Origin of the sequence: Archangium lansingense, from assembly GCF_026626635.1 — a bacterium.
GTDB classification, from domain to species: Bacteria; Myxococcota; Myxococcia; order Myxococcales; family Myxococcaceae; genus Archangium; species Archangium lansingense.
Map to the genome: position 1 here is coordinate 12,472,578 of NZ_JAPNKA010000001.1, position 25,475 is coordinate 12,498,052.

The 25,475-nt window shown below is 68.6% G+C and carries 18 protein-coding genes; 10 read left to right on the forward strand and 8 right to left on the reverse strand.

Annotated features, from left to right (window positions below; all coding sequences use genetic code 11):
- Positions 1 to 47: 47 nt before the first annotated feature.
- Positions 48 to 1,952, forward strand: coding sequence for a protein kinase domain-containing protein (locus tag OV287_RS50025; protein ID WP_444546341.1), 1,905 nt, complete (start codon positions 48 to 50; stop codon positions 1,950 to 1,952).
- A 3-nt stretch (positions 1,953 to 1,955) separates the two neighbouring features.
- Here the strand turns inward: OV287_RS50025 and lpdA are convergent, their stop codons facing one another.
- The 3 genes from lpdA to OV287_RS50040 all read right to left on the reverse strand — a co-directional run bounded on the left by lpdA (position 1,956) and on the right by OV287_RS50040 (position 5,521).
- Entirely contained in the window at positions 1,956 to 3,404 is a 1,449-nt protein-coding gene (gene lpdA, locus OV287_RS50030) for a dihydrolipoyl dehydrogenase (RefSeq protein WP_267541176.1), read from the reverse strand.
- 13 nt (positions 3,405 to 3,417) lie between these two features.
- Positions 3,418 to 4,014 (reverse strand): TetR/AcrR family transcriptional regulator, encoded by a 597-nt coding sequence (locus tag OV287_RS50035; protein ID WP_267541177.1) that lies wholly within the window; start codon positions 4,012 to 4,014, stop codon positions 3,418 to 3,420.
- Positions 4,015 to 4,075: 61 nt separating this feature from the next.
- Positions 4,076 to 5,521: an ELWxxDGT repeat protein gene (locus OV287_RS50040; protein WP_267541178.1), complete on the reverse strand. Its 1,446-nt coding sequence runs from the start codon at positions 5,519 to 5,521 to the stop codon at positions 4,076 to 4,078.
- A 336-nt stretch (positions 5,522 to 5,857) separates the two neighbouring features.
- Here OV287_RS50040 and OV287_RS50045 point away from each other — a divergent pair, with 336 nt between their 5' ends.
- The 5 genes from OV287_RS50045 to OV287_RS50065 all read left to right on the forward strand — a co-directional run bounded on the left by OV287_RS50045 (position 5,858) and on the right by OV287_RS50065 (position 12,195).
- On the forward strand, positions 5,858 to 7,156 hold the full coding sequence (locus OV287_RS50045; protein WP_267541179.1) for a galactose oxidase-like domain-containing protein: 1,299 nt from the start codon (positions 5,858 to 5,860) through the stop codon (positions 7,154 to 7,156).
- 522 nt (positions 7,157 to 7,678) lie between these two features.
- Entirely contained in the window at positions 7,679 to 8,539 is an 861-nt protein-coding gene (locus OV287_RS50050) for a DUF2381 family protein (protein WP_267541180.1), read from the forward strand.
- Positions 8,540 to 8,552: 13 nt separating this feature from the next.
- Positions 8,553 to 10,364: a serine/threonine protein kinase gene (locus OV287_RS50055; protein WP_267541181.1), complete on the forward strand. Its 1,812-nt coding sequence runs from the start codon at positions 8,553 to 8,555 to the stop codon at positions 10,362 to 10,364.
- Between the two features lie 137 nt (positions 10,365 to 10,501).
- Positions 10,502 to 11,233, forward strand: a complete 732-nt coding sequence (locus OV287_RS50060; RefSeq protein WP_267541182.1) for a YaaW family protein — start codon at positions 10,502 to 10,504, stop codon at positions 11,231 to 11,233.
- 68 nt (positions 11,234 to 11,301) lie between these two features.
- Positions 11,302 to 12,195 carry a hypothetical protein gene (locus OV287_RS50065; protein WP_267541183.1) on the forward strand — a complete coding sequence of 298 codons (894 nt, stop codon included), beginning with the start codon at positions 11,302 to 11,304 and terminating at the stop codon, positions 12,193 to 12,195.
- A 12-nt stretch (positions 12,196 to 12,207) separates the two neighbouring features.
- Here OV287_RS50065 and OV287_RS50070 read toward each other — a convergent pair whose 3' ends face one another.
- A complete protein-coding gene (locus tag OV287_RS50070; RefSeq protein WP_267541184.1) occupies positions 12,208 to 14,028 on the reverse strand; it encodes an Hsp70 family protein in 1,821 nt (606 codons plus the stop codon).
- A 198-nt stretch (positions 14,029 to 14,226) separates the two neighbouring features.
- On the opposite strand from OV287_RS50070, the gene atpH reads away from it, so the two are divergent.
- The 3 genes from atpH (at position 14,227) to atpA (ending at position 18,093) form a co-directional block, all read left to right on the forward strand.
- On the forward strand, positions 14,227 to 14,772 hold the full coding sequence (gene atpH / locus OV287_RS50075) for an ATP synthase F1 subunit delta (protein ID WP_267541185.1): 546 nt from the start codon (positions 14,227 to 14,229) through the stop codon (positions 14,770 to 14,772).
- Between the two features lie 133 nt (positions 14,773 to 14,905).
- Entirely contained in the window at positions 14,906 to 16,381 is a 1,476-nt protein-coding gene (locus OV287_RS50080) for a sensor histidine kinase (protein WP_267541186.1), read from the forward strand.
- A 164-nt stretch (positions 16,382 to 16,545) separates the two neighbouring features.
- On the forward strand, positions 16,546 to 18,093 hold the full coding sequence (gene atpA / locus OV287_RS50085; protein WP_267541187.1) for a F0F1 ATP synthase subunit alpha: 1,548 nt from the start codon (positions 16,546 to 16,548) through the stop codon (positions 18,091 to 18,093).
- Positions 18,094 to 18,254: 161 nt separating this feature from the next.
- Here atpA and OV287_RS50090 read toward each other — a convergent pair whose 3' ends face one another.
- The 4 genes from OV287_RS50090 to OV287_RS50105 all read right to left on the reverse strand — a co-directional run bounded on the left by OV287_RS50090 (position 18,255) and on the right by OV287_RS50105 (position 23,159).
- Entirely contained in the window at positions 18,255 to 18,581 is a 327-nt protein-coding gene (locus OV287_RS50090; protein ID WP_267541188.1) for a hypothetical protein, read from the reverse strand.
- A 3-nt stretch (positions 18,582 to 18,584) separates the two neighbouring features.
- A complete protein-coding gene (locus OV287_RS50095; protein WP_267541189.1) occupies positions 18,585 to 19,547 on the reverse strand; it encodes a hypothetical protein in 963 nt (320 codons plus the stop codon).
- Between the two features lie 78 nt (positions 19,548 to 19,625).
- Entirely contained in the window at positions 19,626 to 22,712 is a 3,087-nt protein-coding gene (locus OV287_RS50100) for an ELWxxDGT repeat protein (RefSeq protein ID WP_267541190.1), read from the reverse strand.
- Between the two features lie 171 nt (positions 22,713 to 22,883).
- Entirely contained in the window at positions 22,884 to 23,159 is a 276-nt protein-coding gene (locus tag OV287_RS50105; protein WP_267541191.1) for a hypothetical protein, read from the reverse strand.
- Positions 23,160 to 23,414: 255 nt separating this feature from the next.
- Here OV287_RS50105 and OV287_RS50110 point away from each other — a divergent pair, with 255 nt between their 5' ends.
- A complete protein-coding gene (locus OV287_RS50110; protein WP_267541192.1) occupies positions 23,415 to 25,457 on the forward strand; it encodes a serine/threonine-protein kinase in 2,043 nt (680 codons plus the stop codon).
- Positions 25,458 to 25,475 lie beyond the last annotated feature (18 nt).

Here is a 25,475-nt window from a genome sequence, read left to right on the forward strand (position 1 = left end):
CGCCGCTGGCAGCCCCCCCTCCGCTCTGGAGATGAGCTGGGCATATGATGCGGCCGCATTCGCGGCCCAGGAGACGGCTTTTGGCTTTGACGCAAGTCGGCAAGTACCAGCTGGTCAGCAAGCTCGCCACCGGAGGCATGGCCGAGGTGTTCCTCGCCCGGGTGGAAGGGCCCATGGGCTTCGAAAAGACGCTCGTGCTCAAGCGAATTCTCCCGCATCTGGCCGAGGACCCGACGTTCGTGGGGATGTTCTTCACCGAGGCGCGCGTGGCCGCGCAGCTCAACCATCCCCACATCGTGCAGATCTTCGACTTCGGCCAGGCCGACGGCACCTACTACCTGGCGATGGAGTACATCGACGGGCCGGATCTGCGCACGCTGTCCGCGCGTGCCATCCAGGCGGGAGTTCCTCTGCCGCCGACCTTCTGCGCGAAGGTCATCTCCGCCGTATGCGAGGGTCTGGCCTTCGCCCACGACTTCGTGGACCCGTCCAGCGGACGGCACCTGGAGCTCATCCACCGGGACATCAGCACCGACAACATCCTGCTGTCACGGCAAGGGGCCGTGAAGGTGGTGGACTTCGGCATCGCCAAGGCCTCCAACCAGAGCCACAAGACGAAGACGGGTCTCATCAAGGGCAAGATTGCCTACATGCCGGTGGAGCAGCTGCAGGGCCAGCAGCTCGACCGGCGCGCGGACGTGTACGCGCTGGGCGTCGTCCTCTACGAGCTGCTCACCGGCCAGCTGCCTTTCGAGGCCACCACCGACGTGAGCATGATGCAGGCCATCCTCTTCGAGCCGCTCGTCCCCGCGGCGTCGCGCCGGCCGGATCTGCCCGAAGCGCTGTGCAGCATCCTCGACAGAGCCCTGGCCAAGGTGCGCGAGCAACGCTATCCGGACTGCATCACCTTCCAGGCGGACCTGGAGCGGTTCATCCTCTCCACCGGCCAGTCGGTGGGCGCGAGAGACCTGGCGCAATGTGTGGAGCGGCTGTGCCCGAGGAACAGCGGTCCGGCGAGGCCCTCGCCCACTGGAGAGAAGGACATCGGCTTCAACGCCACGGCCATGTCGCCCATGCGGACCCCCACTGGCGAGCCGCGCCCCGGGAGCATGGCCGCCCCGCTCGACGCGGACAAGGACTCCAGGACCCATACGGACAGGACGCACCACCAGACCGCCCTGTCCCATCCCTCCGCGCAGGACAAAGAGCCCCCGCTGGCGCCCACGCTCATCTCTCCCAGCAGGCGTGACCTGCCCGCGGTGCACACCGGGCAGTACAAAGAGCTCCCGCTCGCGCCCACGGCTATCTCCCCCAGCAGGAACGACCTGCCCGCGGTGAGCCCTGCGACGACGGACACCCAGAAGCCGGCGGCTCCCGCGCAGACGGAGCGCTTCGAGAAGGAGGACGTCGCGCTCGGGATTCGCCAGAGCCGTGCCCGGCTGGGGTTGGCAGTGGGAGGCCTGGTGCTCCTCGCCGCGGGCAGTGGTGTTGTGCTCTTCCGGAGCAACACCGCGCCCCCCGCGCCCATGCAGGCCGCGCCCACTCCGGCACCGGAGCCGAAACCTGTGGCCGTGGCCCCGCCCCCCGCCGAGCCGCCCGTCGCCGAGAAGGTGGCTCCTCCCACGGGGCCGCAGCCGGTGGAAGCCAGCGCGCCCGTGGCCGCCGGGGAGAAGCCCTCGCCGGAGCCCACCCCGCAGGAGTCCACGGAAGCGCAGCCCACGCGACGAAAGGGTGCTCAGAAGGCGAAGCTGGAGTTCCGCATCCGGCCCTATGCCACGGTGTTCCTGGACGGCAAGCCGATCGGCCAGACGCCCTTCGCGCCCGTCCAGGTCTCCGTCGGCCCCCACACCGTGCGGCTCATCAATCGTGACCTCGACAAGGACATCACCCGCACCATCGAGGTGAAGGCCGGCCAGCCCAACATCGTCAAGCAGGACCTCACGGCGGACTGAGGGTTAGAGGTGCAGCGGGTGCCCGAGCGCCACCTCCGCGGCCTCGTGGATGACCTCGGAGAGTGTCGGGTGCGCGTGCATCGTCCGCGCGAGCTCCTCGACGGTGGCCTCGAGCCGGAGCGCGACACCTGCCTCCGCGAGCAACTCCGTCACGTGGGGCCCGATGAGGTGCACGCCGAGCAGCTCCCCGTAACGAGCGTCGCTCACCAGTTTGACGAAGCCCTCGGTGTGGTCCAGCACGCGCGCCTTACCGAGCGCGGAGAACGGGAAGCGGCCAACGCGCACGTCGAAGCCACGCTCGCGCGCACGCGCCTCGGTGAGCCCGATGGAGGCCACCTCCGGTGCGCTATAGGTGCATGAGGGGACCTGCGCGTAGTCGATGGGCTGCGGCTCGAGCCCGGCAATGGCCTCGGCGGCGACGATGGCCTCCATGGTGGCCACGTGCGCGAGCGCGGGCGTGGGCACGATGTCACCGATGGCGTAGAGGCCCGGCACGCTCGTGCGCATCCGCCCGTCCACGGGGACGAAGCCCCGCTCCAGCTTCACCCCGAGCGCCTCCAGTCCGAGCCCCTCGGTGAGCGGGCGACGCCCGGCGGCGACGAGGAGCTTCTCAGCCTCGACAGTCCGCGTTCCCCCATCGGCGGTGCGCAGCGTGAGCGTGACGCCGTTCGGGGTGACGCGCGAGTCCTCCAGCTTCGCGCCGGTGTGCACCTCGAGGCCGCGCCGGCGCAGGCTGCGCTCCAGCTCGGTGGACACGTCCACGTCCTCGAGAGGCAGCAGGTGCGGCATCATCTCGATAAGGGAGACGCGGCTGCCGAAGCGGCTGTAGAGGGAGGCGAACTCCACCCCCACCGCGCCGCCACCGATGATGGCGAGCGAGCCCGGCACTCTCGACAGCTCGAGCGCATGGTCCGAGGAGAGCACGCGCTCGCCGTCGAAGGGCAGCCCGGGAAGGGGCTTGGGTGCCGAGCCGGTAGCGAGCAGCACGTGGCGCGTCTGGAGCTCCTGGACCTCGCCGCGGCTGTCGGTGACGCGGACCCGGCCCGGACCCGCGAGCGTGCCGAAGCCCTGCACCACTCGGACGCCGTTCTTCTTCATGAGGAAGCCCACGCCGGCGCTGTTCTTCTCCACCACGCGGTTCTTGAAGGCGTGCGCGGCGGCCAGGTCCAACCGCACCTCGGAGGCGACGACGCCCAGCTCCCCACCATGCCGCGCGTCCTCGAGCACGTCGGCGGTGTGGAGGAGCGCCTTGGTGGGGATGCAGCCGCGCAGCGTGCACACGCCGCCGAGCCGGTTGTCCCGCTCCACGAGGGCCACCTGGAGGCCGAGCTGGGCCGTGCGGATGGCCGCCGCGTAGCCGCCGGGCCCGGCGCCGATGACGACCACATCGAGCACATCCCCAGAACGAACGGTCGTGCCATTTCGAGACGAAGCAGAATCACGGGAGGTCATGACGGGAGTCCTTTCAGGGAGAGGGGCGAGCGGAGTCCAGGAGCTGCTGGAAACCGGAGCGGGCGTGGGCCTCGGCACGCGGGTCGCGCAGGAGGCGCCGGAGGTGGTGGGCGCCGAGGATGAGGGAGAAGACCTGATAGGCGAAGAGCTCCGCATCCAGCCCGGCGCGGAGGTGACCGGCCTCGATGGCGCCGCGGACGGTGCGCACCACCGCATCGAGCATGAAGCGCTCGGCGCCGGCCACGAAGTCGCGCGGCTTGCCCTCGCGGTCGTCCAGCTCGGAGGAGGCCGCGATGAAGATGCAGCCCCCGGGAGCCATGGGGTGGGTGAGCCAGGCGAGCCACAGCTCGAAGAGCTTCTGGAGCTGGGGCAGTCCCTTGGGGGCGGCGAAGGCGGGCTCGAGGACGTAGCGGCGGAACTTCTCCCCCGCGTCCTCCAGCACCGCGAGCTGGAGCTCCTCCTTGGAGCCGAAGTGCGCGAAGAGTCCGCTCTTGCTCATGCGGAGCTCCTCGGCGAGCACGCCGATGGTGAGCCCCTCCAGCCCCTCCCGCGTGGCGACGCGGAAGGCGTGCTCGAGGATTCGCTCCCGGGTGGCTGCTCCCTTCGACATGCCTCAAGAAATACGAACGGTCGTTCGATTTGTCAACTTCGCCCGCCTGGCCGCCTGCTGCTCACCGGGCGTTGGCGTCACACTCGTGGGCGGGGCGGAAAGGCAGGGCCCAGAGCCGCAGGCCGTGGGCCGCATCCCGGGCGAAGAAGAAGACATCCCAGCCGGAGCGCTCGAAGCCACCCGGTTCCGAGGAGTCCGGGCCCGGGGCCAGCTCGTCGAAGGGCGCCGTGCTTCCGGGCGTGCCGCCGCTCCCCCAGGGTTCCCGGCCTCGTCCCGGCGTGTCCGCGCTGAAGAAGAGGTGGCCCTGGAGGGCGGTGAGCCCCTCGGGAGACGAGCCCCCGGCGCCCGGGACGAGGTCCTCGAAGAGGAGCGTGCCCGAGGCCGTGCCATCGCTCACCCACAGCTCGCGCCCGTGCGCCCCATCATCCGCGGAGAAGAAGAGCCGGCGCCCCAGGACGGCGAGCCCGCTCGGAGACGAGCCCTCCGCACCGGGCCAGACGTCCTTCACCCGCTGCGTCCCCTTCCGGGAGCCATCGCTGCGCCACAGCTCCTCACCGGCGGAGTCGTTCTCCCCGTTGGCGCTGAAGTACAGCCGCCCGCCCATGGCCACTAGCTCATGGATGGTGTGGAACGAGCCCACGAGCGCGGGAGTCCCTCCGCTCGTCACCCGCAGCTCGGCCATGGCGTCGTCGTGGACGGTGCTCGAGACGAAGTACAGCTTGTTGCCCACCGCCGTCAGCGCATCCAGCTCTCCCCCCTCGCTCGATCTGCGGAACAGCTCGACGGCGGGGGACTTCCCATCGGTCCGCATCAACCGCATGAAGAAACCCTGGAAGTTGCTGACGAAGTAGAGCGAGCCATCGCCCCCGCGCGTCATCAGGTAGGGGCTGGTGCCCTCGGGACCGGGGTCCAGGTCTTCGACGAGGTAGGTGCCCTCGGGCGTCCCATCGCTGCGCCACAGCTCGCGCCCGTGCTCGGCGTCTCCCGCGGCGAAGTAGAGCAGTCCTCCGGACTCGGCCAGGGAACGCGGGAACGAGCCCTCCGCACCGGGCCAGATGTCCTTCACCAGGCGAGTGCCCCGGGAGGTGCCATCGCTCACCCACAGCTCGCGCCCGTGCACGCCGTCATCGGCGACGAAGAAGACCCTGTCACCCACGGGGGTCAGCACCGCGGGTTCCGAGCCCTCCGGCCCGGGGCGGATATCCACCACGAGGGAGGTGCCGCGACCTCCCGTCCCGGTGCTCACCCACGGCTCGAGGCCGTGCACTCCATCATCGGAGGAGAAGAGGAGGACGCGGTCGCCGCGGACGAGTCTCCCTGGCTCCGGGTCTTCCGTGCCGGGAGCGAGGTCCGTCAGGGGAGAGGCAGTGCGCCCACAGGGCGTCCAGGGCTGCGACTGAGCGGTGAAGGGGTCCGCGTCCGAGGCCAGCGGAGACGCACCTGCCTGGGCGAGGGCGGGGCTGGAGATCAGGGCCAGCAGCACGGAGAGCGGACGCCAGCACCTCATGGAAACCTCCCGGACGTGAAGGGAACGGCCCGCAATGTGGGGGCACGGCGTCACACGGGAACCGGCGCAAAGGTCCGGGGTGAGCAACCCCCACGCAACAGTCCCGGGCAGCCCACCACCCATCATTGCCTCGGACCTCGGGACCGATTGGCGTGCGAGCCCGGCCACTTAGGTTCTGTCCCTGAATCAGCGGGGATTCCCCTGGAGGCGGCGATGTCGACGAGACCGATTCTTTCCCGGCCAGGAGCGCTCGCACTCTGGTTCGTGGGATGTGTGGCGCTGACAAGCCCCGCTCGGGCACAGACTCCCGCGGAGGTGGGGCAGTGGTCGAGCGTCATGTCCTGGCCACTCTCCGCCACCCACACGAGCCTGCTGCCCACGGGCCGGGTGATGTTCTTCGGCGAGTTCGCCCAGGGGGATGATCCACCGGGGCTCTGGGACCCGAACACGGGAGGCATCAGCAGGCTGCCGGCGCCGGGCTACAACATCTTCTGCGCGGGCCACTCCTTCCTCGCGGACGGGCGGCTGCTCATCACCGGTGGGCACATCGAGAGCCACGTGGGCCTCGAGGACGCAACCATCTGGGACCCGTTCGGCTCGCGCTTCATCCGCCAGCCGGACATGAACGATGGGCGCTGGTACCCCACCAACGTGACGCTCTCCAACGGAGACGTGATGGTGCTCTCCGGCGAGACGGTGGGCTCCGGCATCATGAATGAGATTCCCCAGCGCTACCTGGCGGCGAGCGGGACGTGGCGGACCATGACCACGGCGCGGCTCAAGCTGCCGTACTACCCACGGATGTTCCTGGCGCCCAATGGCAGGCTCTTCCTGGCGGGGCCGCAGCGGGTGAGCCGCTTCATGGACCCGAACGGGACGGGTTCCTGGACCACGGGGCCCTCGAGCAACTACGGCACCCGGAGCTACGGGCCCGCGGTGTATCTCGATGGCCGGGTGCTGCTCATTGGAGGAGGAGATCCTCCAACGGCCACCGTCGAGATGATCGACCTGAACGTGGCCTCGCCGGTCTGGAGATACATGACGCCCATGAACACGCCGCGGCGGCAGCACAACGCCACGCTGCTGCCGGATGGGACGGTGCTGGTGACGGGCGGCAGCCGGGGCAGTGGCTTCGACAACAGCGGCTCGCCGGTCTTCCAGGCCGAGGTGTATGACCCCGTGGCCAACCGCTGGACGCGGCTGTCCAGCAATACGCGCTATCGCGGCTACCACGCCACGGCGGTGCTGCTGCCGGACGGGCGGGTGCTGAGCGCGGGAGGCCGCAACGCGAACTCCGCGGAGGTCTTCTCGCCGCCCTACCTCTTCAAGGGCGCGCGGCCCGTGGTGAGCTCGGTGCCGGACGTGGTGTCGCCCGGGACCACGTTCACCATCTCGACGCCGGACGCGAGCCGGGTGACGAAGGTGACGCTGATCGCCCTCGGCTCGGTGACGCACGCCTTCGACCAGAACCAGCGGCTGCTCACCCTGCCCTTCACGCGAGGCAGCGGCGTCGTCACCGTCACCGCGCCGGCGAACAACAACCGGGCGCCGCCAGGCTACTACCAGCTCTTCCTGGTGAACGACGCGGGCGTGCCCTCCATGGGCCGGATGGTGCGGATTGCCCCGGTACCGTGACAGGCGGGCGTCCGTCGCGGAACATCCAGGCAGACTCAGATGGATTGTGGGCTCAGGACAGCAGGCGCTCGACCAACGCCGCGGTGCAGCTCACGATGGCCCCATTACCACTGAGGGCCGAGTACTTCAGTGCCGTTTCCGTGTAGCGCTTCTTGGTCATGGTTGCCTCCTTGCCGTTTAGAAATTTCTCACGGGTGGTCCGGTTGAACTGCCACTTTGAGAAGAGCAAGAGGGCCATCAAGAGACCCGCTACCACGTAGGGAATCGAACCCACAGCACCCGCAAACCTGAACCCACAATCCTCCTTTCCGCAGCCTCTACCTAAACAGGGAAGAGTCGATGTCAAGGCGCGCGATCTCTTCGACCTTTCCTATTTCGCTGGCCTCCTCCGAGGAAACACCGGCCGTAGACAGAAAGGAGCGAGGGGCCCAGCGGCGTCCTCTCCGTGGAGCCGAGCGCACTCTCGGTGGCGGTCGTCCTGGTTGTGGTATCTGCTAGGGTGGACTCAGGAGGTATCCTCCCTTGGCACGACTTCTACCGTGGCTACCGCTCGCTCTCCTCCTGACGGGGAGTGCGGCGGCGGCGCAGCAGCCTCCACTACCACCCCACGAGCGCCAGGAGCGGCAAGTCGTCGTTCCCAACAACGCCAACGAGCCGGTGCCGGAGGTGAGGGTGGCGGCCGGCATCGCCACCCTCCTCGTGTTCGACACGCCCATCGACAGGTCCTCGGTGGAGGTGGAGGGCCGGGCGATGCGCTTCCGGTTGGTGGACCCGGGCGAGCGCACCCTCGTTCTTGAGCCTCTCGTGGCACCAGGGGACGGAGAGCGGTTGGCCGTGCGGTTGCGGTTCAAGGACGGAGCCTCTCCGACGTATGCCACCTTCGCCCTCATCTCCCACCCAGCGCTGGTGGATTCCCGGATGGATGTGGTGCGCCGTCAACGCACCCCAGAGGCACTGGAAGTAGCGCTCGCCCAATGTGAAGCGGCTGGGCCTGCCAGGCTGGTGCTGTCGGGGCAGTTGGATAGAGAGGGAGTCCAGGCCACGGACTTCCAAGGCACGATCCCCCCAGGCAATAAGAGCGGCCTTGCTGCGAAGAAAGGCACGGGCTACCGGGCCACTCGCTGGGCATTGCTGGCAATCCCTGTCAGCAACCTGCCCGGCCAGAAACCCTGGGCACCTGGGTCCGCCCGCCTCTTCAACGCGGAGGGGACTCCGCTGGGTGTACGCCGGATCAGCATGGAGAGGCCGCAGCTCCAGCCTGGAGAGGCGGCACTCGTCGTGGTGGAGACGGATCCCCCCACCTCCGGCAAGCCCCCCTACCGCCTGGAGTTGCTGGACACGGAAGGTGGTCGGCTGCTTCCCATCCACGACGTGCAGTTCTAGAAGGGCAGCCCCCATGCCGACGGAAGCCCTGCACCCAGACCAACTCAAGCCCGACGACATGGTGGGGCCCTGGCGTATCGTCCAGGTGCTGGGCCGTGGAGGCTCCTCCCGCGTCTTCAAGGTGGAGCGGGAAGGCCGTCCCTACTCCATGAAGATGGCGCTGCACCCCGTCTCCGACTCCCAGGAAGCGCTTCAGGAGGAGGAGTATGTAGAGGAGAAGAGCGTCTACCGTCGGCTGGCGCGTGAGGCGGCGGCCCTCTTCACATACTCCTCCCACCCCAACCTGCTGCGCGTGTACGCGGTGGACTTCTGGCCCAACCCCAGCAAGGGCTACCCCTTCCTCGTCACCGACTTCGTGGACGGGGACACCTGGCACCAGTGGCGCTGGCGCAAGCCCCCTCACGCCGCTGGGTTGGTGGACACCTACTCCGATGTGGTGCGCACCGTGGGCGTGTTGCATGCGCGCGGCGTGTACCACCGGGACTTGAAGGCGGAGAACCTCCTCATCCGCCGTGAGGACGGCCGGCCCTTCCTCATCGACTTCGGCACCGTGCGCCTGCCCGGAGCGCTCACGAAGACGCTGGGCCTGCCAGAGGGCGTCCTGCACCTATTGCCGCCCGAGCTCCTGGCCTACACGCGCACCGAAGCGTGGAAGCGAGGCGAGCCCTTCCAGGGGGGCGTGGCCGCGGACCTGTACGCCCTGGGAGTGCTGCTTTATCAGGCCCTCACGGACCTGCACCCCTTCAATCCTGAACTGACAGACAAGGAACTGGTGGCCGCCATCGCTACCGTCCCCCCTACCGCGCCCCACCTTCTCAACCCCCTGGCGCCGCGCTCCCTCAGCGACATCACCCTGAAGCTGCTGGAGAAGAAACCCGAGGCTCGCTACCCCGACACCGAAGCGCTGCTCCAGGCACTGGGAACGGCCGCTGAGCAGGAGAGAAAGTCTCCGGCCTGGAAGGTGCCCCTCACTCCGCCAGATGACCCAGCGGAGGCGACGCTCGAGGAGAAGAAGGAGCGAGTTGCCCAGCACCGGAAAGCGGTGCCCGAGAATCATGTGGCTCGACCCCCGGAGAACGCTCCGTCGCAGGAGGGAGCTCAACCACCCACGGCGCGCAGCGCAGGGCGAAGTAGGTGGCTCGTTGCCCTGCTGGCGGGACTCCTCCTTCCTGGCGCTGTCGGACTGCTCTCCGGACGAGCATTACTCGCGCCTACACCTGCGGCGGCGCCAAGTGCGTCCGCCCCTACTCAGAGAGGAACCCCGCCCGTGCTTCACCCCAGCCAAGCCCAGGACTCCGCCTCCTCCCCTCACAATTCCTCACTCTCAAGCCTCCTTGCCGCCTGGCTATGCGCCGCCACCAGCCTGGGTTGCCCCGCGGCCCAGGTGAAGCCCCCGGAGCCTGCGGACTGCTCCGAGGACGCACGCCGCGTCATGTTCGAGGAGTTGAAGCTAAGCCGGGGCCAGTACATCGTGGCCATCCTCGACATCAACCAGCCTGGGGGTTCCCAGGAGGACGGCATCTACCGCAACGGCCCCATTGTTGGGCGCGTGGTCCAACAAGCCTATACGGACCCCGCCCTGCCCGGCGGTACCCTGCTTTATGGACAGCTCTGGACGGGCCCTGGGATCCAGGATCGGGACGGACTGGAGTCGGTCATTGGCCGCTACACCCAGGCCCTGTTGCCGGATGGCCGCAAGGTGCCAGTGTGCATCGTCTTGAACACACCCGCCTACGGGCGATGGATTAAAGGACCTGGCTCGACGTCCGACACTGCCGTGCTGCCGCGAGAGGTTACGATGAGCGCCGTCTTGCGCTGGCCTTGAGAGGTTCCCTACCGGACCAGGCCTGGCTCCATGATGGAGCCACACGAAGAGGTCGGTCAGAAGCCCACTGGCGAACGTGGACACGAAATGCTTTCGTGAACCCTTGCATCCCGACACACGAAGCCGGAGGTCCATACATGGGGGTTGCGACCGATCACGATCTGACTCCGCTGCTCAATCGATGCAGCGATGAAGAGCTTCAGCCGCTCGTCGGATACATTTTGAAAGCATCAACCAACGAGCTCGACGGGTTCCCCGGATACAAGGCCCGGCCTGGAGTTCCGTCAACGTACGTGTCGGAGATTGTCTATGAAATCAAGACCTTCGGCGGCAACACATTCGCCAATCTATTCCGGGAGGATGGTGTTCCCTATCGGGAAATCGTCCAGGACGTGGCCAAACGCTTGAAGCTCCGCATCCCGGAGAACGCGAGCATTGAGGAGTGGGAGAGTGGCATCGTCACCAAGGTGCTGCAAGACATGCTGAAGAAGATGTCACCCGAGGAACGGCAGCGGCTGGATGACGCGTTCGCCGCAGCGGGGCAGGCGGCGGGAGACAGAGGAGCCACCCTGCCATTGAGCGTGCTCCTGCTCCAAGGGGGCGTGAACCTGTCCGGATTCATGGCCTACCGTCTGGCCACTATCGTGGCCAATGCCGTGGCGCGAGCCGTCCTGGGACGCGGGCTTTCGATCGGAGCCAATGCGGCACTCATGCGGGTATTGGGGCTCGCCACCGGCCCCATTGGCTGGGTGCTTTCGGCTTTATGGGCGGCGTTCGACTTGGCGGGCCCGGCCTTCCGGGTGACGCTGCCTTGCGTCTGCCACGTGGCGTTCCTGCGCCAGAAGCACGCCTACGGGAGGGAGCTGTGAACGGCTCGACCATCTCTGTCGCGTTCGAGGTCCCCGCGTGGATCCGCCGGGGGTTGGAGGCTGGGGAGTTGATTAGGCGTGGCGGGGTCGTGCAGCGCGTGGATGGACCCGTCGTCATGTGGTTGCGTGAGGCCGGTGGACTCCGGGAGGTGCTAGAGAAGCAGCCCGCGCCCTCCGCGAACGAGGCGCTGCAGGGTGCATTGGCGAGAGCGGGGGTGCCCATGACCAGCGCGGTGGTACTGCCCGCGCTCCAACTCGGGCTCACGGCGATCGGGTTTGCCCTGCTGTACCGCAAGCTCGGCTGTATCCAGGAGCGGCTGGACGAGGTGCTGAATCGACTCGCCGAACTGAAGCTGGAGGTGTCGTGGCTAAACCGACGCGCGGATGCGGCGGTGTTCGCGCGCTCCGCAGCGGCCATCGAGTCCGCGCAATGGGCGGAACGGACCGGCCGGCTCGAACAGCTGGTCACGTTGCGGCACGCGTTCACGGAAGCCTGTGCCCACCACCAGGCGCTGCTTGCAGAGGCCCTCAGAGCCGGACGGGCCCACGCGCATGCGGAAGCATACGGCGCACATCTGATGGCCCTAGCTCAGCTAGGGCTCGCGCGGGCACGCTGCGATTCCCTTCTAGATGGTCCGGCACGAGCCTGGGAGCACTTCAATCCTGTCAGACGGCACGTGGAGCACTTCGCCGAATCCCTGAGGGCACCGCTGCGAGAGCTCCAGAAGCACCCGGAGCTCCTCATGATGGAGCCCACGGCCCAGGCCTCCGTTCGCGAGACACTCCGCTCCACCAGAATGGCGGAGGACGGGCTCGTGACGCTCGGAACCCAGCTCGATCATTGTGCCCGCCATCGCCTCTCTTGGCAGGAGTGGGAAGCCATTGGCGCTGGAGATGGAGATGCGCGGGTGCTGCTGCTCCTGCCTGAACCTGCCTCCTCGAGCACGGCGGATCGCCGGTAGCGGATGTTCCCCCTACTCCCGGCGGCCCGAGAGCAGCTGGGTGAGCTGGCGCGCCACCTGGGCGCACTGCTCGGCGTCGCGGGCCTCCAAGGCGGAGAAGCCGGTGGCCAGCAGCGAGCGCACGTTGATCATCGCCGCGTCCGCCTCGTCACTGGGGTTCTCCTCGGCGGTGCGCTGCAGCAGCTTCGCCAGCTTCTCGCCGCGCTCCAGCAGCTTGCGGAACGTCTCCTCCGTCTTCTTCGCGTCCGCCTGCGCCTGCTTCTGCGCGTACGCCGCCTGCTCCTTCACGAGCCGCTCGGCCTCCTGGCCCGGCAGGTGGGGACGCGCCTCCAGCTTCACGGCCTCGCTCAGTCCCGTCTTCAGGTCCGTGGCGCGCACCGAGAGCGTGCCCTCGTTGGACAGCTCGAACGTCACCTCCAGCGGCGTGTCCCCGCGCGAGGCGCCCTGCAAGTTGCGCAGCACCACCTCGCCCAGCTTGCGGTTCTCGTCCTGCAGCTCGCTCTCGCCCTGGTAGATGGGGATGCGCGCCTCCGTCTGCCCGTGACGGCCCGGGTGGAAGACGTCCTTGGCCACCACCGGCACGGAGCTGTTCCGGGGAATCAGGTGCCGCACCTTCCCCCCCATCACGCCCACGCCCAGCGAGTTGCCCACCACGTCCAGCAGCAGCGCGGCGCCCGACTGGCGCGCCAGCTCGTCCGCGTGGATGGCCGCTCCCAGCGCCACCGCCTCGTCCGGGTTCACCTCCGTGGAGGGCGACTTGCCGAAGAAGTCCGACACCAGCCGGCGAATCAGCGGCACGCGCGTCATGCCGCCCACCAGCAGCACCGTGCCCACCGAGTGCGGGTCCATCCCCGCTTCCTTCATCACCGACTCGCACACCGCGAGGCAGCGCTTGGACAGCGGCTCACACAGCTGCTCGAAGAAGCTCCGCGTCAGCGCCGTCTCCAGGCCCGTCAGCTTGCGCGCCGGCTGGGTATGGTCGCCCAGCCCCGCCAGGGAGATGAGCGTCTCCTCGTACTCCGTCAGCTCGCGCTTGGCCTGCTCCGCGGCCACCTTCAGCTTGTGCATGGACACCACGTCCCGATGCACCAGCTCGCGGTGGTTGTCGTCCACCTGCGCCAGCAGCCAGTCGACAATCCTCAGGTCGAAGTCCTCGCCGCCCAGCGCCGGGTCGCCGCCGGTGGCCTTCACCTCATAGACGCCGTCGGTAATCTCCAGGACGGTGACATCGAAGGTGCCGCCGCCCAGGTCGAACACGAGCGCATGGCCCTGGAAGCCGCGCGACAGTCCGTAGGCGAGCGCCGCGGCGGTGGGCTCGTTGATGAGGCGGATGACGTCCAGCCCAGCAATGGAGGCAGCTTCTCGCGTGGCCTGGCGCTGACTGTCATCGAAGTTGGCCGGGACGGTGATGACGCACTTGCTCACCCCGCGCCCGAAGAAGGCCTCGGCGTCCAGCTTGAGCTCGCCCAGAATCATCGCCGACACCTGGGTGACGGGCACGGTGCGCCCCGCCATCTTCACGCGCACGTCCCCGGTGTTGCCGCCCGCCAGGTGGTAGGGCACCACCGCCTTGGCCTCCTGCACCAACTCTGGGGTGAAGCGCCGCCCGATGAAGCGCTTGGTGGCCCACACCACGCAGTCGGGGTGCTCCTGGGCGAGCTCCTGGGCCTTGGTGCCCACCACGCGCTCGGCCAGCTTGGGGGTGAGTCCCACGACAGAGGGCGTCAGCCGCCCTCCCGTGCGCGAGGGGATGATGCGAGGCCGGCCCTCCTCTACGGAGGCCACGGCGCTGTTGGTAGTGCCCAGGTCGATGCCGATGACGGGGTCGCGCATTGAAGAAGAGCTGGTGTCCGGGGGCTGAGTCGGGGGGGGCCTGTCTTCGCATGATACGCCGGAGATGCGCGCTTCCGGAGTCCCCCCTGGACCCCCACCTGGCGGGTACAGCCCCAGGGGAACTTATTGGAGACTCCGTACAAGGCACACGGCCTGGCGTTGCCCCGGGCCGGGGGGCGTGCTAAGGGCCGCCGCGCCATGGTGAACGTGTCAATCGCCCGCCGTTACGCCCGCGCGCTCCTCGACGTCGCCACTGAAGCTGGCCGCGCCGATGCCGTGTCGGAGCAGCTCTCCTCTTTCTCCAGTTCCATCGGCCAGAGCCGTGAGCTGGCGGACGTGCTGTTCAACCCGGCCTTCACCCGCGACCAGCGCACTGGCGTGGTCGAGGCGCTGCTCAAGGCGATCGGCCCCGTGGAGCCCGTGCTCGCCAACAGCCTGCGCCTGCTGGTGGACCGCAACCGGCTGGGCTACCTGCCGGACATCGCCCGCCTCTACCGCGACATGGTGGATGCCCAGGCCGGGCGCGTGCGCGGCCACGTCACCAGCGCCGTCCCCCTGTCCACCGACACGCTCCAGTCCCTGGCGGGCAACCTCAAGCAGCTCACCCAGCGCAACGTGGTGCTGGAGTCCCGCGTGGACCCCTCCGTCCTCGGTGGCATCGCCGCCCAGGTCGGCAGCACCCTCTATGACGGCACCCTGCGCACCCAGCTCGAGCAGCTTCGCCGCGAGCTGAAGCAGCGCTAACCGTCTCGCCGGTGGACTCCGGAGGAAGCCGAGCTGTCGGCTCCTCCCCACTTCCCGGCAAGCCCGGTATTCCCAGCGGGCCAGGGAACGGCTATGGTGGGGCCGCACGGGTCCCAGCTCGTGCCCTTTCCCCATGGCGCAGCCCGTCCTCCACCGCCCCCACGCCGCCGCTCCGGCCTCTGCTGTTCCCGAGGAGGCTCATTCCTGTTTCGGAACGCTCCTGCAGGCATCGGGTCTCGGACTGGCCTTCCTGGACAAGGAGCTGCGCTTCCGGTTCGTCAACACCCCCCTGATCACCCTGACGGGGATGCCCAGCAGTGCGTACGAGGGCCGCTCCACGGGTGAAGTATGGCCCGGACTGGCTCCGGGACTGGTGCCGCTGCTGACGCGCGCCCTGGCCGGTGAGTCGTCGGTGGGCACGCGGGTGTCCGGTCCCCTGAACGCCTCCGGGGGCGTGCGTCACTTCCGGATGTGGCTGATGCCGGCGTCCTCGGGCGGTCTGCGCTCGGGCGTGGGCATCATGATGGAGGACGAGACGGAGCGCGTGGAGAAGGAGCTGGCCCTGCGCGCGAGCGAGGAACGGCTGCGCGGCCTCGTGGCTGTCTCGTGTGATGGCTACTTCCTGCATGACTCGGGGGTCATCCTCGAGGTGAGCCGCTCGCTGGCCAACCTCTTCGGCTGCGCGCCGGAGGAGATGGTGGGCCAGCCGCAGGCGCGCTGGGTGGCGCCCGAGTCCCGCGATGCAGTGCAGCGGGCGATGTCGCGGCAGGTGGAGTCTCCCTACGAGCTGATGGGGCTGCGCGCCGACGGCAAACGGCTCTTCCTGGAGGTGCTGGGACGGACGGTGGAGTACGCCGGACGCACCGTGCGGATGACGGCTGTGTGGGACATCAGCGCGCGCAAGGCCGCCGAGGAGGCCGCGGCCCGGGCCGACGCCTTCAGGGATCAGCTTCTGGGCGTGGTGGGGCACGACTTGCGCACCCCGCTCTACGCCATCCAGCTCAGTGCGGGGGCGCTCCAGCGGGGCGGAGGGCTGACCGAGAACCAGGCGCGCCAGGTGGCTCACGTGTCCACGGCCACCAGGCGCATGGAGCGGATGATCCACGAGCTGCTGGACTTCACCCGCGCCCGACTGGCCGGTGGCATCCCCGTGCGCCCCACGCCGCTGTCGCTCGACAAGCTGCTGGAGCGGGTGGTGGAGGAGTTCCAGGTGTCCCACCCCACCCGGCTGATCGCCTCCAAGGTGGAGGGAGACGTCCGGGGGAGCTGGGACGAGTCGCGGCTCGGCCAGCTGCTGGACAACCTGGTGGGCAATGCGGTGCAGCACAGCCCCGAGGACACCCCGGTCGAGGTGAAGGTGGCGGGGGTGCCCGACGGTATCACCCTGACGGTGCGCAACGAGGGCCCGCCGGTGCCGCTGGAGGAGCGGGCCACCCTCTTCGAGCCCTTCAAGCGCGGCAAGCGCGCCAGTGGCGACGGACTGGGCCTGGGCCTCTACATCGCCCGGCAGATCGTCGTGGCCCATGGGGGCCGCATCTCGGTGGAGTCCGGAGTGGGGCTGGGGACGCGCTTCATCGTCTGGCTCCCCCGGCACGCCCCGGGCGCCTGAGAGGGAAACCCCTCCCCGCTAGTGACACTTACAGCGCCGATGACAACCGGTGCCCAGAGGAGCCCTTGCGCGTTGCGGTGGGGGGGTACGCATGGTAAGGGGGCCCCGCGATTTAAGTTTCTCTGGCGGCATTCCCACCGGCCGCCCCTGTGCAAGGACGCAAGATGGAAATCCGCGCCGACGAGATCAGCAGAATCATCCGGGAGCAGATCAAGGACTACGGCAAGAAGGTCACCGTCGCCGAGACCGGTACCGTGCTCTCCGTGGGCGACGGTATCGCCCGTGTCTACGGGCTCGAGGGCGTGCTGTCCGGCGAGCTGGTGGAGTTCTCCAACGGGGTGAAGGGCCTGGTGCTCAACCTCGAGGAGGACAACGTCGGTGTCGCCATCATGGGTGACTTCAAGGACATCCGCGAGGGTGACCTGGTCAAGCGCACCTCGCAGATTGCTTCCGTGCCCGTGGGCAAGGGGCTGCTGGGCCGCGTGGTGAGCCCCCTGGGCGAGCCGCTGGACGGCAAGGGTCCCATCACGTCCACCGAGACGCGCCGCCTGGAGGTGAAGGCCCCCGGCATCGTGAAGCGCAAGAGCGTGCACGAGCCCCTGCAGACGGGCATCAAGGCGCTGGACGCCCTGGTTCCGATCGGCCGCGGTCAGCGCGAGCTCATCATCGGTGACCGTCAGACGGGCAAGACGGCCGTCGCCATCGACGCCATCATCAACCAGAAGGGCCTGAACGTTTACTGCGTGTACGTGGCCATCGGCCAGAAGCAGTCCACGGTGGCCCAGGTGGTGGAGAAGCTCGCCCGCGCCGGCGCCATGGAGTACACGGTGGTGGTGGCGGCGAACGCCTCGGACCCCGCGCCGATGCAGTTCTTCGCGCCGTACGCCGGCGCGTCCATCGGCGAGTACTTCCGCGACAACAAGATGCACGCGCTCATCGTGTACGACGACCTGTCCAAGCAGGCCGTGGCGTACCGCCAGCTCTCGCTGCTCCTGCGCCGTCCGCCGGGACGCGAGGCCTACCCGGGCGACGTGTTCTTCATCCACAGCCGCCTGCTGGAGCGCGCCGCCAAGCTGTCCGACGAGGAGGGCGCCGGCTCGCTGACCGCGCTCCCCATCATCGAGACGCAGGCCGGTGACGTGTCCGCCTACATCCCGACGAACGTCATCTCCATCACCGACGGGCAGATCTTCCTCGAGACGGACCTGTTCTTCGCCGGTGTGCGTCCCGCCATCAACGTGGGTCTCTCCGTGTCGCGCGTGGGAAGCGCGGCGCAGATCAAGGCCATGAAGCAGGTGGCCGGTACGCTGAAGCTGGACCTGGCGCAGTACCGCGAGCTGGCGGCGTTCGCGCAGTTCGGCTCGGACCTCGACAAGGCCACCCAGGAGACGCTGGCGCGCGGCGCCCGTCTGGTGGAGGTGCTGAAGCAGGGCCAGTACGAGCCCATGCCGGTCGAGAAGCAGGTGATGCAGCTCTACGCGGCGACCAACCGCGAGGACCCGAACAAGCGCGGGTGGATCCGCCAGGTGCCGGTGTCCGACGTGGTGCGCTGGATGCGCGAGTTCATCGAGTTCTCGGACGGCCGCTACCCGCAGCTGGCCAAGGACATCTCGGCCAAGCGCGAGCTGACGGGCGACATCAAGCCGGTGCTCAACAAGTGCATCACCGAGTTCAACGAGATGTTCCAGCCGACGCCTGGCGCCAAGGTGTAACCAGCGCCACGAGCTGAAGCCTCACCACAAGCCCCGCGCTCCCGATAAGGGACGCGGGGCTTCGTGTTTCAGAGCCGGATGCTTCAATGAAGCCCACACCGCGTCACTTCCCCTCGCCCTCCGGGAGAGGGTCGGGGTGAGGGTATCCGGACCCCGGGTTGCTACGAGATGATCCGTCCCGCCACCCCGAGGGCCTTGTCCAGATAGCCGGCGAGCGCGGCCACGCGGGCGACGGCCTGGGTCACCTTGTTCAGGTCCTCGGCGGCCTCGGTGAGGGCGTGGTTGATGTCGTGCATGGCATCGGTGGCCTGCTTGAACTCGGCGGAGTTGGCGTCGAAGCGGGCGCTGAGCAGTTGCACGAGCAGCTCGCGCAGGCGCTTGCCGTGAGCGAGGTACTGGGCGCGCGTCTCCGCGGGCAGCGCCCCACTCATGGACAGGTCGAAGCAGCGCTCGGCGACGCGGCTCAACGTCTGGGTGTCGAAGAGCATGGGCTACTCCTTCGGGGGCTCGCTGAGACGCTGGACGGCGGCGGAGGCGGTCTGCACGCGCCCCTGGAAGGACTGCATGGCGGCGGAGAGCTCCTCGAAGGACTCCACCTTGCGCTCGTCACGGGCGAAGCGGAGCAGTGCGTCGTGGGCATCGCGCAGGGCGCGGGCCACCTCCACGGGCTGGGCCACCACGAGGGCCTCGTAGGAGTCGGAGGCGCGGCGGATATCTTCGAGCACGGCGCGGCGCTCGGCCAGGGAGAGCTTGTCGCGCTGGAGGTTGTAGAACATCACCCGAGAGGCGAGCGCCTGCTTCGCCCCAGTGAGGCGCTGGGGCCCGAACACCTCCACCAGGTCCTTCTCCAGCAAGTCGAGGATGGCAGTCACCTGGGGCGAGCCCTGTTCAATGCCCTTCTGGAGGGCCGCGGCCTGCCGGGCCTCGAGGAAGAGCGAGGTGGCCACGCCCACGAGCGTGGTCACCGGCTCCACGTACCGGCTGGCCGAGACATCCCCCTTCCCGGCCAGCGACTCCATCTGCTTGCCCAGGGTGCCGAGCTGCGTGCCCAGGGCCTGGGCGCTCTCGGGCAGCTTGCCCGCGTTCTCCGCACCGGCCAGGGTGGCCAGCCGCTCGGCGTAGACGCCCAGGAGCGAGATGGCATCCAGGCGGGCCTGGATGGACTCGGGAGAGAAGAGCTTCCCCACCAGGGGCGTGGGCCGTCCGGCGGAGTCACTGGCGAGCACCTCCAGGGAGGTGTCGTACAGGCGCTCGTCGAGGTACAGGTCGCGCTCGTAGCGGTTGAGCTCCGAGTAATACAGGCCGAGCGTCGTACTGGCCTCGGTGTTGCCCTGTTGGAACCGGGCTATGGGCTCGCGGAAGCTGCCCGGCGTCTTGCAGCCCGGCAGCAGCGCCATGGCGAGCGCCAGCGATACACCCGCTACGGTCCGCGCCCCTCCTCGCATCCATCTCATGCGCTCCCCCTGCGTCTGGGTGGTGTCGACCCCCCCAGCCTACTGCGTCCGGATGGCGGGAGAAGCCCATGAAGGGCGTCACCGTCTTCCGCGAGGCAGGCAGGCGCGGTGCAGGGCCCACAGCTCCTCGCCATGGGTGAGGTCGTCCGCGATGAAGAACACCTTGGAGCCCGAGCGGGTGATGTCACGTGGGGTGGACGAATCGGCGCCGGGCGCGATGTCCGTGATGCGCACCGTGCCCGCTTCCGTCCCGTCGCTCATCCACAGCTCGCGGCCACTCGTGGTGCCATCAAAGGCGGTGAAGAGGAGCAGCCCGTCCACCGCCGTCAGCTCCTCGGGCTCCGAGCTGTCGGGGCCGGGGACGATGTCCTTGACGAGCATCGTGCCCGCGTCCGTGCCGTCGCTCACCCACAGCTCGCGTCCCGTCGTGGCGTCCTCGACGAGGAAGAAGACCCGCTCCCCCACGGCCTCGAGGCCGATGTCGCCCCCCAGGGGCTCGACGTCCCCCACCTGGACGGTGCCGTCCTCCGTCCCATCGCTCTTGAAGAGCCTGCGCTCGAAGCGCTCGTTCTCCGCTGTGAAGAAGAGCGTGTCATCCGCCGCGACGAAATCACCCGGGAACGAGCCCCGGGGCCCGGGGATGATGTCCTTCACGAGTCTCGTCCCGGCCGTCGTCCCATCCGTCCGCCACAGCTCGCGGTTCTCTCCCCCGGCGAAGGCGGCGAAGAAGGTGATTCCGTCCACCTCGGTGAAGTTGATGGGATCCGAGCTGGCCGGCCCCGGGGACAGGTCCTTCACGCGCCTCGTCCCGGCCACCGTGCCGTCGCTCCTCCACAGCTCCCGGCCGGCCTCCTCGTCGAAACCCGCGAAGAGGAGCCTGTCGCCCACGGACCCCAGTTGGAAGAGATCTCCTACAGCTCTCAACCGGAACGTCCCGCTCCGCGAACCATCGCTCCTCCACAGCTCGGAGCCGCCCGTCGGCACGTTGATGACGAAGAAGAGCAGATCATCCACGGGCGTCAGCGCGAAGGGGTCCGAGTTTCCAGGACCGGGGATGATGTCCCTCACGATCCTCGTCCCTGCGCGCGTCCCATCGCTCTTCCACAGCTCCCGTCCATTGACCCCGTCATCCGCGGTGTAGAAGAGCGTCCGGCCCAGGACGGCGAACCGGAAGGGAGCCGCGCCCACGGGACCGGGGAAGCTGTCCTCCACCAACCTCGTCCCGCCGCGCGTCCCGTCACTCCTCCACAGCTCCGGGCCATGAACACCATCGTTCGCGGAGAAGAAGAGCGTCCCCTTCACGTCGGTGAGCTCCCGCAGCGACGAGCCATCGATACAGGGAAAGATGTCCTCGACCAGGAAGGGGCCCCTGCACGAGGAGTTGCTGGAGGTGGCCTCCTGCTCCAGCTCCCCGGCGGGCACCTCATCGGTCTCCCGCGCCACAGGAGAACACCCACCGAGCAGGCCCGGAAGGAGGAGCAACGAGAGAAGCATCAGCCCCCACGGGAAGCCCGTCGCTCCGTGGCGCGAGCGGCCGCCCCTTCGCCACCGCACCACGCCCCACAGCGCGAGCATCGGCAATCCACCCCAGAGCAGTCCCCCGAGACCTCCGGGCAGCCAGGTCCCCTCGCCCATGGCCAACGCCTCCCCGCGACCGGAAGTCCGGGAGCCCATGGTTCCCCCCGAGCTCGAGGGCAGGCAGTCCAGCGACGCCAGGGGTAGGGCCCACAACTCGTTCCCGGTACTGGGCCCCAAGGCGAGGAAGAAGACGTGCGAGCCGGAGACGGTGAACCCCCGGGCGCCAAAGGAGTTCACTCCGCCGGTGACCTCCCGGAGACGGAACGTCCCAGCCGCCGTCCCATCGCTCCGCCACAGGTCTCCGATGGAGAACAGCAGGATTCCCCCCACGTCCGTCAGGCCGCCAGGGCTCGAGCCATCGGGGCCGGGGTTGAGATCCTCGACGAGGACGGTGCCCGCCTCCGTCCCATCGCTCCGCCACAGCTCCTCGCCATGCACCCCCTCGTTGGCGGTGAACATCAGCAGCCCGCCCAGCGCGGTGAAGGAACGGGACGCCTCTTCATCGTCGAACGAGTCCGTGGGACCGGGGAATATGTCCTTGACGAGGAAGGTGCCCGCCGCCGTTCCGTCGCTCCTCCACAGCTCGTTGCCATGCTCCGGGTCCCTGGCGAAGAAGAGGAAGAGCCCACCCACGCCGGTCCCGCCGATGCTCGTGCCCTCGGGTCCCGGAATGAGGTCCTCGACGAGGAAGGTGCCGGCCACCGTCCCATCGGTCCGCCACAGCTCCCGGCCGAAGTCGGGATGGTCGGCGTCGAAGAAAGCCACCCCCCCCACCGGTGTCGGGGTTCCAGGGAAAGAAGAGTCCGCGCCTGGAAAGACGTCCCCGAGGAGGAAGGTGCCAGCCGTCGTCCCGTCGCTCCGCCACGGCTCCGCGCCATGGACTCCATCGTCGGCCGAGAAGAGGAGCAGGCTGCCCAGCACGGTGAGCTCGCTCGGGCCCGAGCCCGCGCTGCCCGGGGAGATATCCGCGACCCGGAAGGTGCCAGCCTCCGTCCCGTCGCTCCGCCACAGCTCGCGCCCGCCGTCCGCGTCCTCGGCGGAGAAGTAGAGCACTCCGCCCACGAAGGTCAGCTCCGAGGGGGAGGAGGAATCCGCGCCGGGGAAGATGTCCTTGATCAGCACGGTGCCAGCCGCGGTGCCATCGCTCTTCCACAGCTCGGAGCCGTGCACGCCATCGTCGGCCACGAGGAAGACGAAGCCCTCCCCCGCCACCATCACCTTGAAGGTGAAGCCCGACTCCTCGTCCGGCCCGGGAATGGAGCCAGCGGGGCCGGGCTGGATGTCCCGGACGAGCACGGTTCCGGCCAGTGTCCCATCGCTCCGCCACAGCTCGCGGCCGTGCTCGCGCTCCTCCGCGCTGAAGAGGAGCACCCCGTCCAGGTCCGTGAACGCCGAGGGCACCGCGCTTCGCGAGCCGAAGGCGATGTCCCTGACCAGGAAGGCGGGAGCACATCGGAGGACCGGACACTCGGGCTCGTTGCTCCAGGAGGCGGCCCCCCCCGGGTCATCCTTCGAGGCCAGGCCCGAAGCGGGCACCAGGCAGCAGAGCGCAGCCAGCAATAGCGGCAGGCGACCATGCATCGGCATGGGGACCTCCTTCTCTCGAAGGCTGGAATCTGCGGCGGCGCCCCCCCACGCCAACTGTCCTACGGGGGTGAACGACGGTGTCGGATAGGCCCGCGTGTGAGTGCCCCCGGCCTACTCCTTCCGGATGACGCTCGTGCCCTCCACGTCCCCCGTCCACGAGGGGGGCGGGAATCACCACCGTGTCAGAGGAGCGCGGTAGAGGAGGCGGCGGCTGGGCAGAACGACGTCCGCACCCGCCTTGCACGCCGTGTCGCGCAGCACCTCCTTGCACCCTTTCTGCCCCAACCATTGGTTGCCGTCGAAAGTCAGCGAGCCCAGCACCTCGTAGGGACGCGACGGCTCGAAGTCCTCCTCGAGGAGCTCAAAGTCACAATCCGGTGGCTTCGAGGGCCACTTCTTGAATTCAGAGAGCTCGCGCTTCGCGCCCGGCATAGCGCAGGCACTCACGAGGGTTCCTACGAGGAGAATCAAGCAGGCTTTGGACCGGATGAATCAATCGGATTCCCTCAAACGAATGTGGAGTCGGACCACTCTATTGGACTCGCATTTCTGCCCACCGAGCGCTCGGACACGATGCGAGCCAACGCCCTCCGCGATGAAGAGCTAGAGTTCCGGGGCATGACCGCTCAGCGTCCGGATGGGTTCCACCACTCCGATTCCGCGGAGGAGGCGCCGACCTTGGGGAAGTTGGCTCTTGCGGGCATGCCCCCACCCTCATTCCCCATGGAAGCGGCGCTGCCCTCACCGCCTCCCGGGCACGTCCTGGCTGAGCGCTACACGGTCCTCAATCCGCTGGGACATGGCGGCATGGGCCTGGTCCTGGCCGCCTACGACGCGAGGCTCAACCGGCGCGTGGCCCTCAAGCTGCTGCGTCCCCGCTGGGGACTCGATGACGGTGACGACTCCCAGGTGCGCCTGCTGCGCGAGGCCCAGGCCATGGCGCGGCTCAATAGCCCCCACGTGGTGCACGTATACGACGCGGGGCGGCTGGAGGACGACTCGGTCTTCATCGCCATGGAGTACGTGGAGGGGCGAACGCTGCGGCAGTGGCTCCAGCAGCAGCCGCGCACCTGGAGGGAAGTGCTGCGTGCCTTCCTGGAGGCCGGCCAGGGCCTGGCAGCGGCGCATGCCGCGGGGCTGGTGCACCGGGACTTCAAGCCGGACAACGTGCTGGTAGGCCAGGACGGGCGCGTGCGAGTGACGGACTTCGGCCTGGCCCAGGCAGCCCCCGCCTCGGACGCCAGCACGCCTGTATGGAAGGAGGAATGCGCGCTACCACGCACGTGGGTGGAGCCGCTCACCGAGTCCGGTGGAATGCTCGGCACCCCGCGCTACATGGCTCCCGAGCAGCTCCAGGGCCGACCCGTGGATGCGCGGAGCGACCTGTTCACCTTCTGTGTGGCCCTCTACGAGGCCCTCTACGACCAGCGGCCCTTCGCAGGTGACAGCGAGGCCGAGCTGCTCGAGGCGCGGCTGGCGGAGCGCATCACCCCCGTGCCAGCGCAGACCGAAGTGCCCACGTGGGTGGCGCGGGCGGTGCTGCGCGGACTGCGGGCCGACCCCCTCCAGCGCCCGAGCTCGCTGAGGGAGCTGCTGGAAGAGCTGGAGAACGACCCGAAGCAACCAGCTGCCTCTACGCGCCGATGGGTGAACCAGCGGACGGAGGCCTGTGAGCTGGCACGCCAAGAAAGAGCCGACCAGCTGCCACGCCTGGCGGTGCTGCGCGAGTACGGCCTGGAGCGGCAGGTGGATCGGCTGGCAGCGCTCCACCACACGGGAAAGTACAAGGAGGGCCTGTCGCTCGCGGAGCAGCTTTGGCCGCGGGTGGAAGCCCTGGGCCATCCTCCGCTGTCGGCCCGGGTCCTCTACTGGAACGCCTCGCTGCAGGACGGGGCCGGCGACTACAAGGGCGCCGAGGCCTCGTTGCGCGAGGCGCTCGTGCTGTCAGCCCAGGGCAAGGACACCTTGATGGAGACACGCGCCTGGAACCTGCTCGTCACGGTGGTGGGAACACGGCAGGCCCGCCATGCCGAGGCCCTGTGGATGGAGCTGCCCCTGAGAGCCTCCACGGAGCGCCTTGGAGACGCGCGGCAACGAGCGCTGATGCACGAAACCCTGGGCAGCGTGCGTTGGAGCCAGGGAGAGAATGAGCAGGCCCGCGAGGACTTCGCGCGCGCACTGGCGCTACTGGAACAACTCCCGGGCCACAACGAGGTCGACCTGTCTCGGCTGCTCAACAGGATGGGCAACGTGCTGCTGGAGCTGGACCAGTACGAGCAGGCCCAGGTGCGGTACGAGCGAGCCCTCGCCATCGAGGAGAAGAACCTGGGGCCCGACCACCTCGCCGTGGCCACCACTTGCGTCGTCCTGGGCCAGACCCTGGTGCGGCTCGGCAAGTGGGACGAGGCGGCCCGCTACTTGCGCCGGGCACAAACCATCGGAGAGAAGCCCTTCCACCAGAGCCCCGTGCTCCTCGCGCATGCGCTGCTCGGATGGGGCGAGCTTCGACTGGCTCGCGGCCAGCCCGCGGCGGCCATTCCCTTGCTGGAGCGCGCCCTCGCGCACATAGAGACTCGCTCACGCGCCGAGGTGCAGTGGCACCTGGCCCGAACACTGTGGGAGGCGGGCGCTGAACACGCACGCGCCAGGGACCTGGCCATCCAGGCCCAGGAATCTTTTCGAAGTTTGAGACAACAACGACAGCTCGCTCGGGTGACCCAGTGGCTGGCGACACACCCCCTGTGATGGTGACCACCAGATCCA

Bases quoted from the DNA above. Each gene is read 5' to 3' on its own strand.
- OV287_RS50110 (WP_267541192.1), top strand. From the start codon at position 23,415: ATGCCCCCACCCTCATTCCCCATGGAAGCGGCGCTGCCCTCACCGCCT.
- atpH (WP_267541185.1), top strand. From the start codon at position 14,227: ATGGTGAACGTGTCAATCGCCCGCCGTTACGCCCGCGCGCTCCTCGAC.
- OV287_RS50070 (WP_267541184.1), bottom strand. From the start codon at position 14,028: ATGCGCGACCCCGTCATCGGCATCGACCTGGGCACTACCAACAGCGCC.
- OV287_RS50035 (WP_267541177.1), bottom strand. From the start codon at position 4,014: ATGTCGAAGGGAGCAGCCACCCGGGAGCGAATCCTCGAGCACGCCTTC.
- OV287_RS50040 (WP_267541178.1), bottom strand. From the start codon at position 5,521: ATGAGGTGCTGGCGTCCGCTCTCCGTGCTGCTGGCCCTGATCTCCAGC.
- OV287_RS50055 (WP_267541181.1), top strand. From the start codon at position 8,553: ATGCCGACGGAAGCCCTGCACCCAGACCAACTCAAGCCCGACGACATG.
- OV287_RS50060 (WP_267541182.1), top strand. From the start codon at position 10,502: ATGGGGGTTGCGACCGATCACGATCTGACTCCGCTGCTCAATCGATGC.
- OV287_RS50045 (WP_267541179.1), top strand. From the start codon at position 5,858: ATGTCCTGGCCACTCTCCGCCACCCACACGAGCCTGCTGCCCACGGGC.
- OV287_RS50090 (WP_267541188.1), bottom strand. From the start codon at position 18,581: ATGCTCTTCGACACCCAGACGTTGAGCCGCGTCGCCGAGCGCTGCTTC.
- OV287_RS50100 (WP_267541190.1), bottom strand. From the start codon at position 22,712: ATGCCGATGCATGGTCGCCTGCCGCTATTGCTGGCTGCGCTCTGCTGC.
- OV287_RS50095 (WP_267541189.1), bottom strand. From the start codon at position 19,547: ATGAGATGGATGCGAGGAGGGGCGCGGACCGTAGCGGGTGTATCGCTG.
- lpdA (WP_267541176.1), bottom strand. From the start codon at position 3,404: ATGACCTCCCGTGATTCTGCTTCGTCTCGAAATGGCACGACCGTTCGT.
- OV287_RS50080 (WP_267541186.1), top strand. From the start codon at position 14,906: ATGGCGCAGCCCGTCCTCCACCGCCCCCACGCCGCCGCTCCGGCCTCT.
- OV287_RS50025 (WP_444546341.1), top strand. From the start codon at position 48: ATGCGGCCGCATTCGCGGCCCAGGAGACGGCTTTTGGCTTTGACGCAA.
- atpA (WP_267541187.1), top strand. From the start codon at position 16,546: ATGGAAATCCGCGCCGACGAGATCAGCAGAATCATCCGGGAGCAGATC.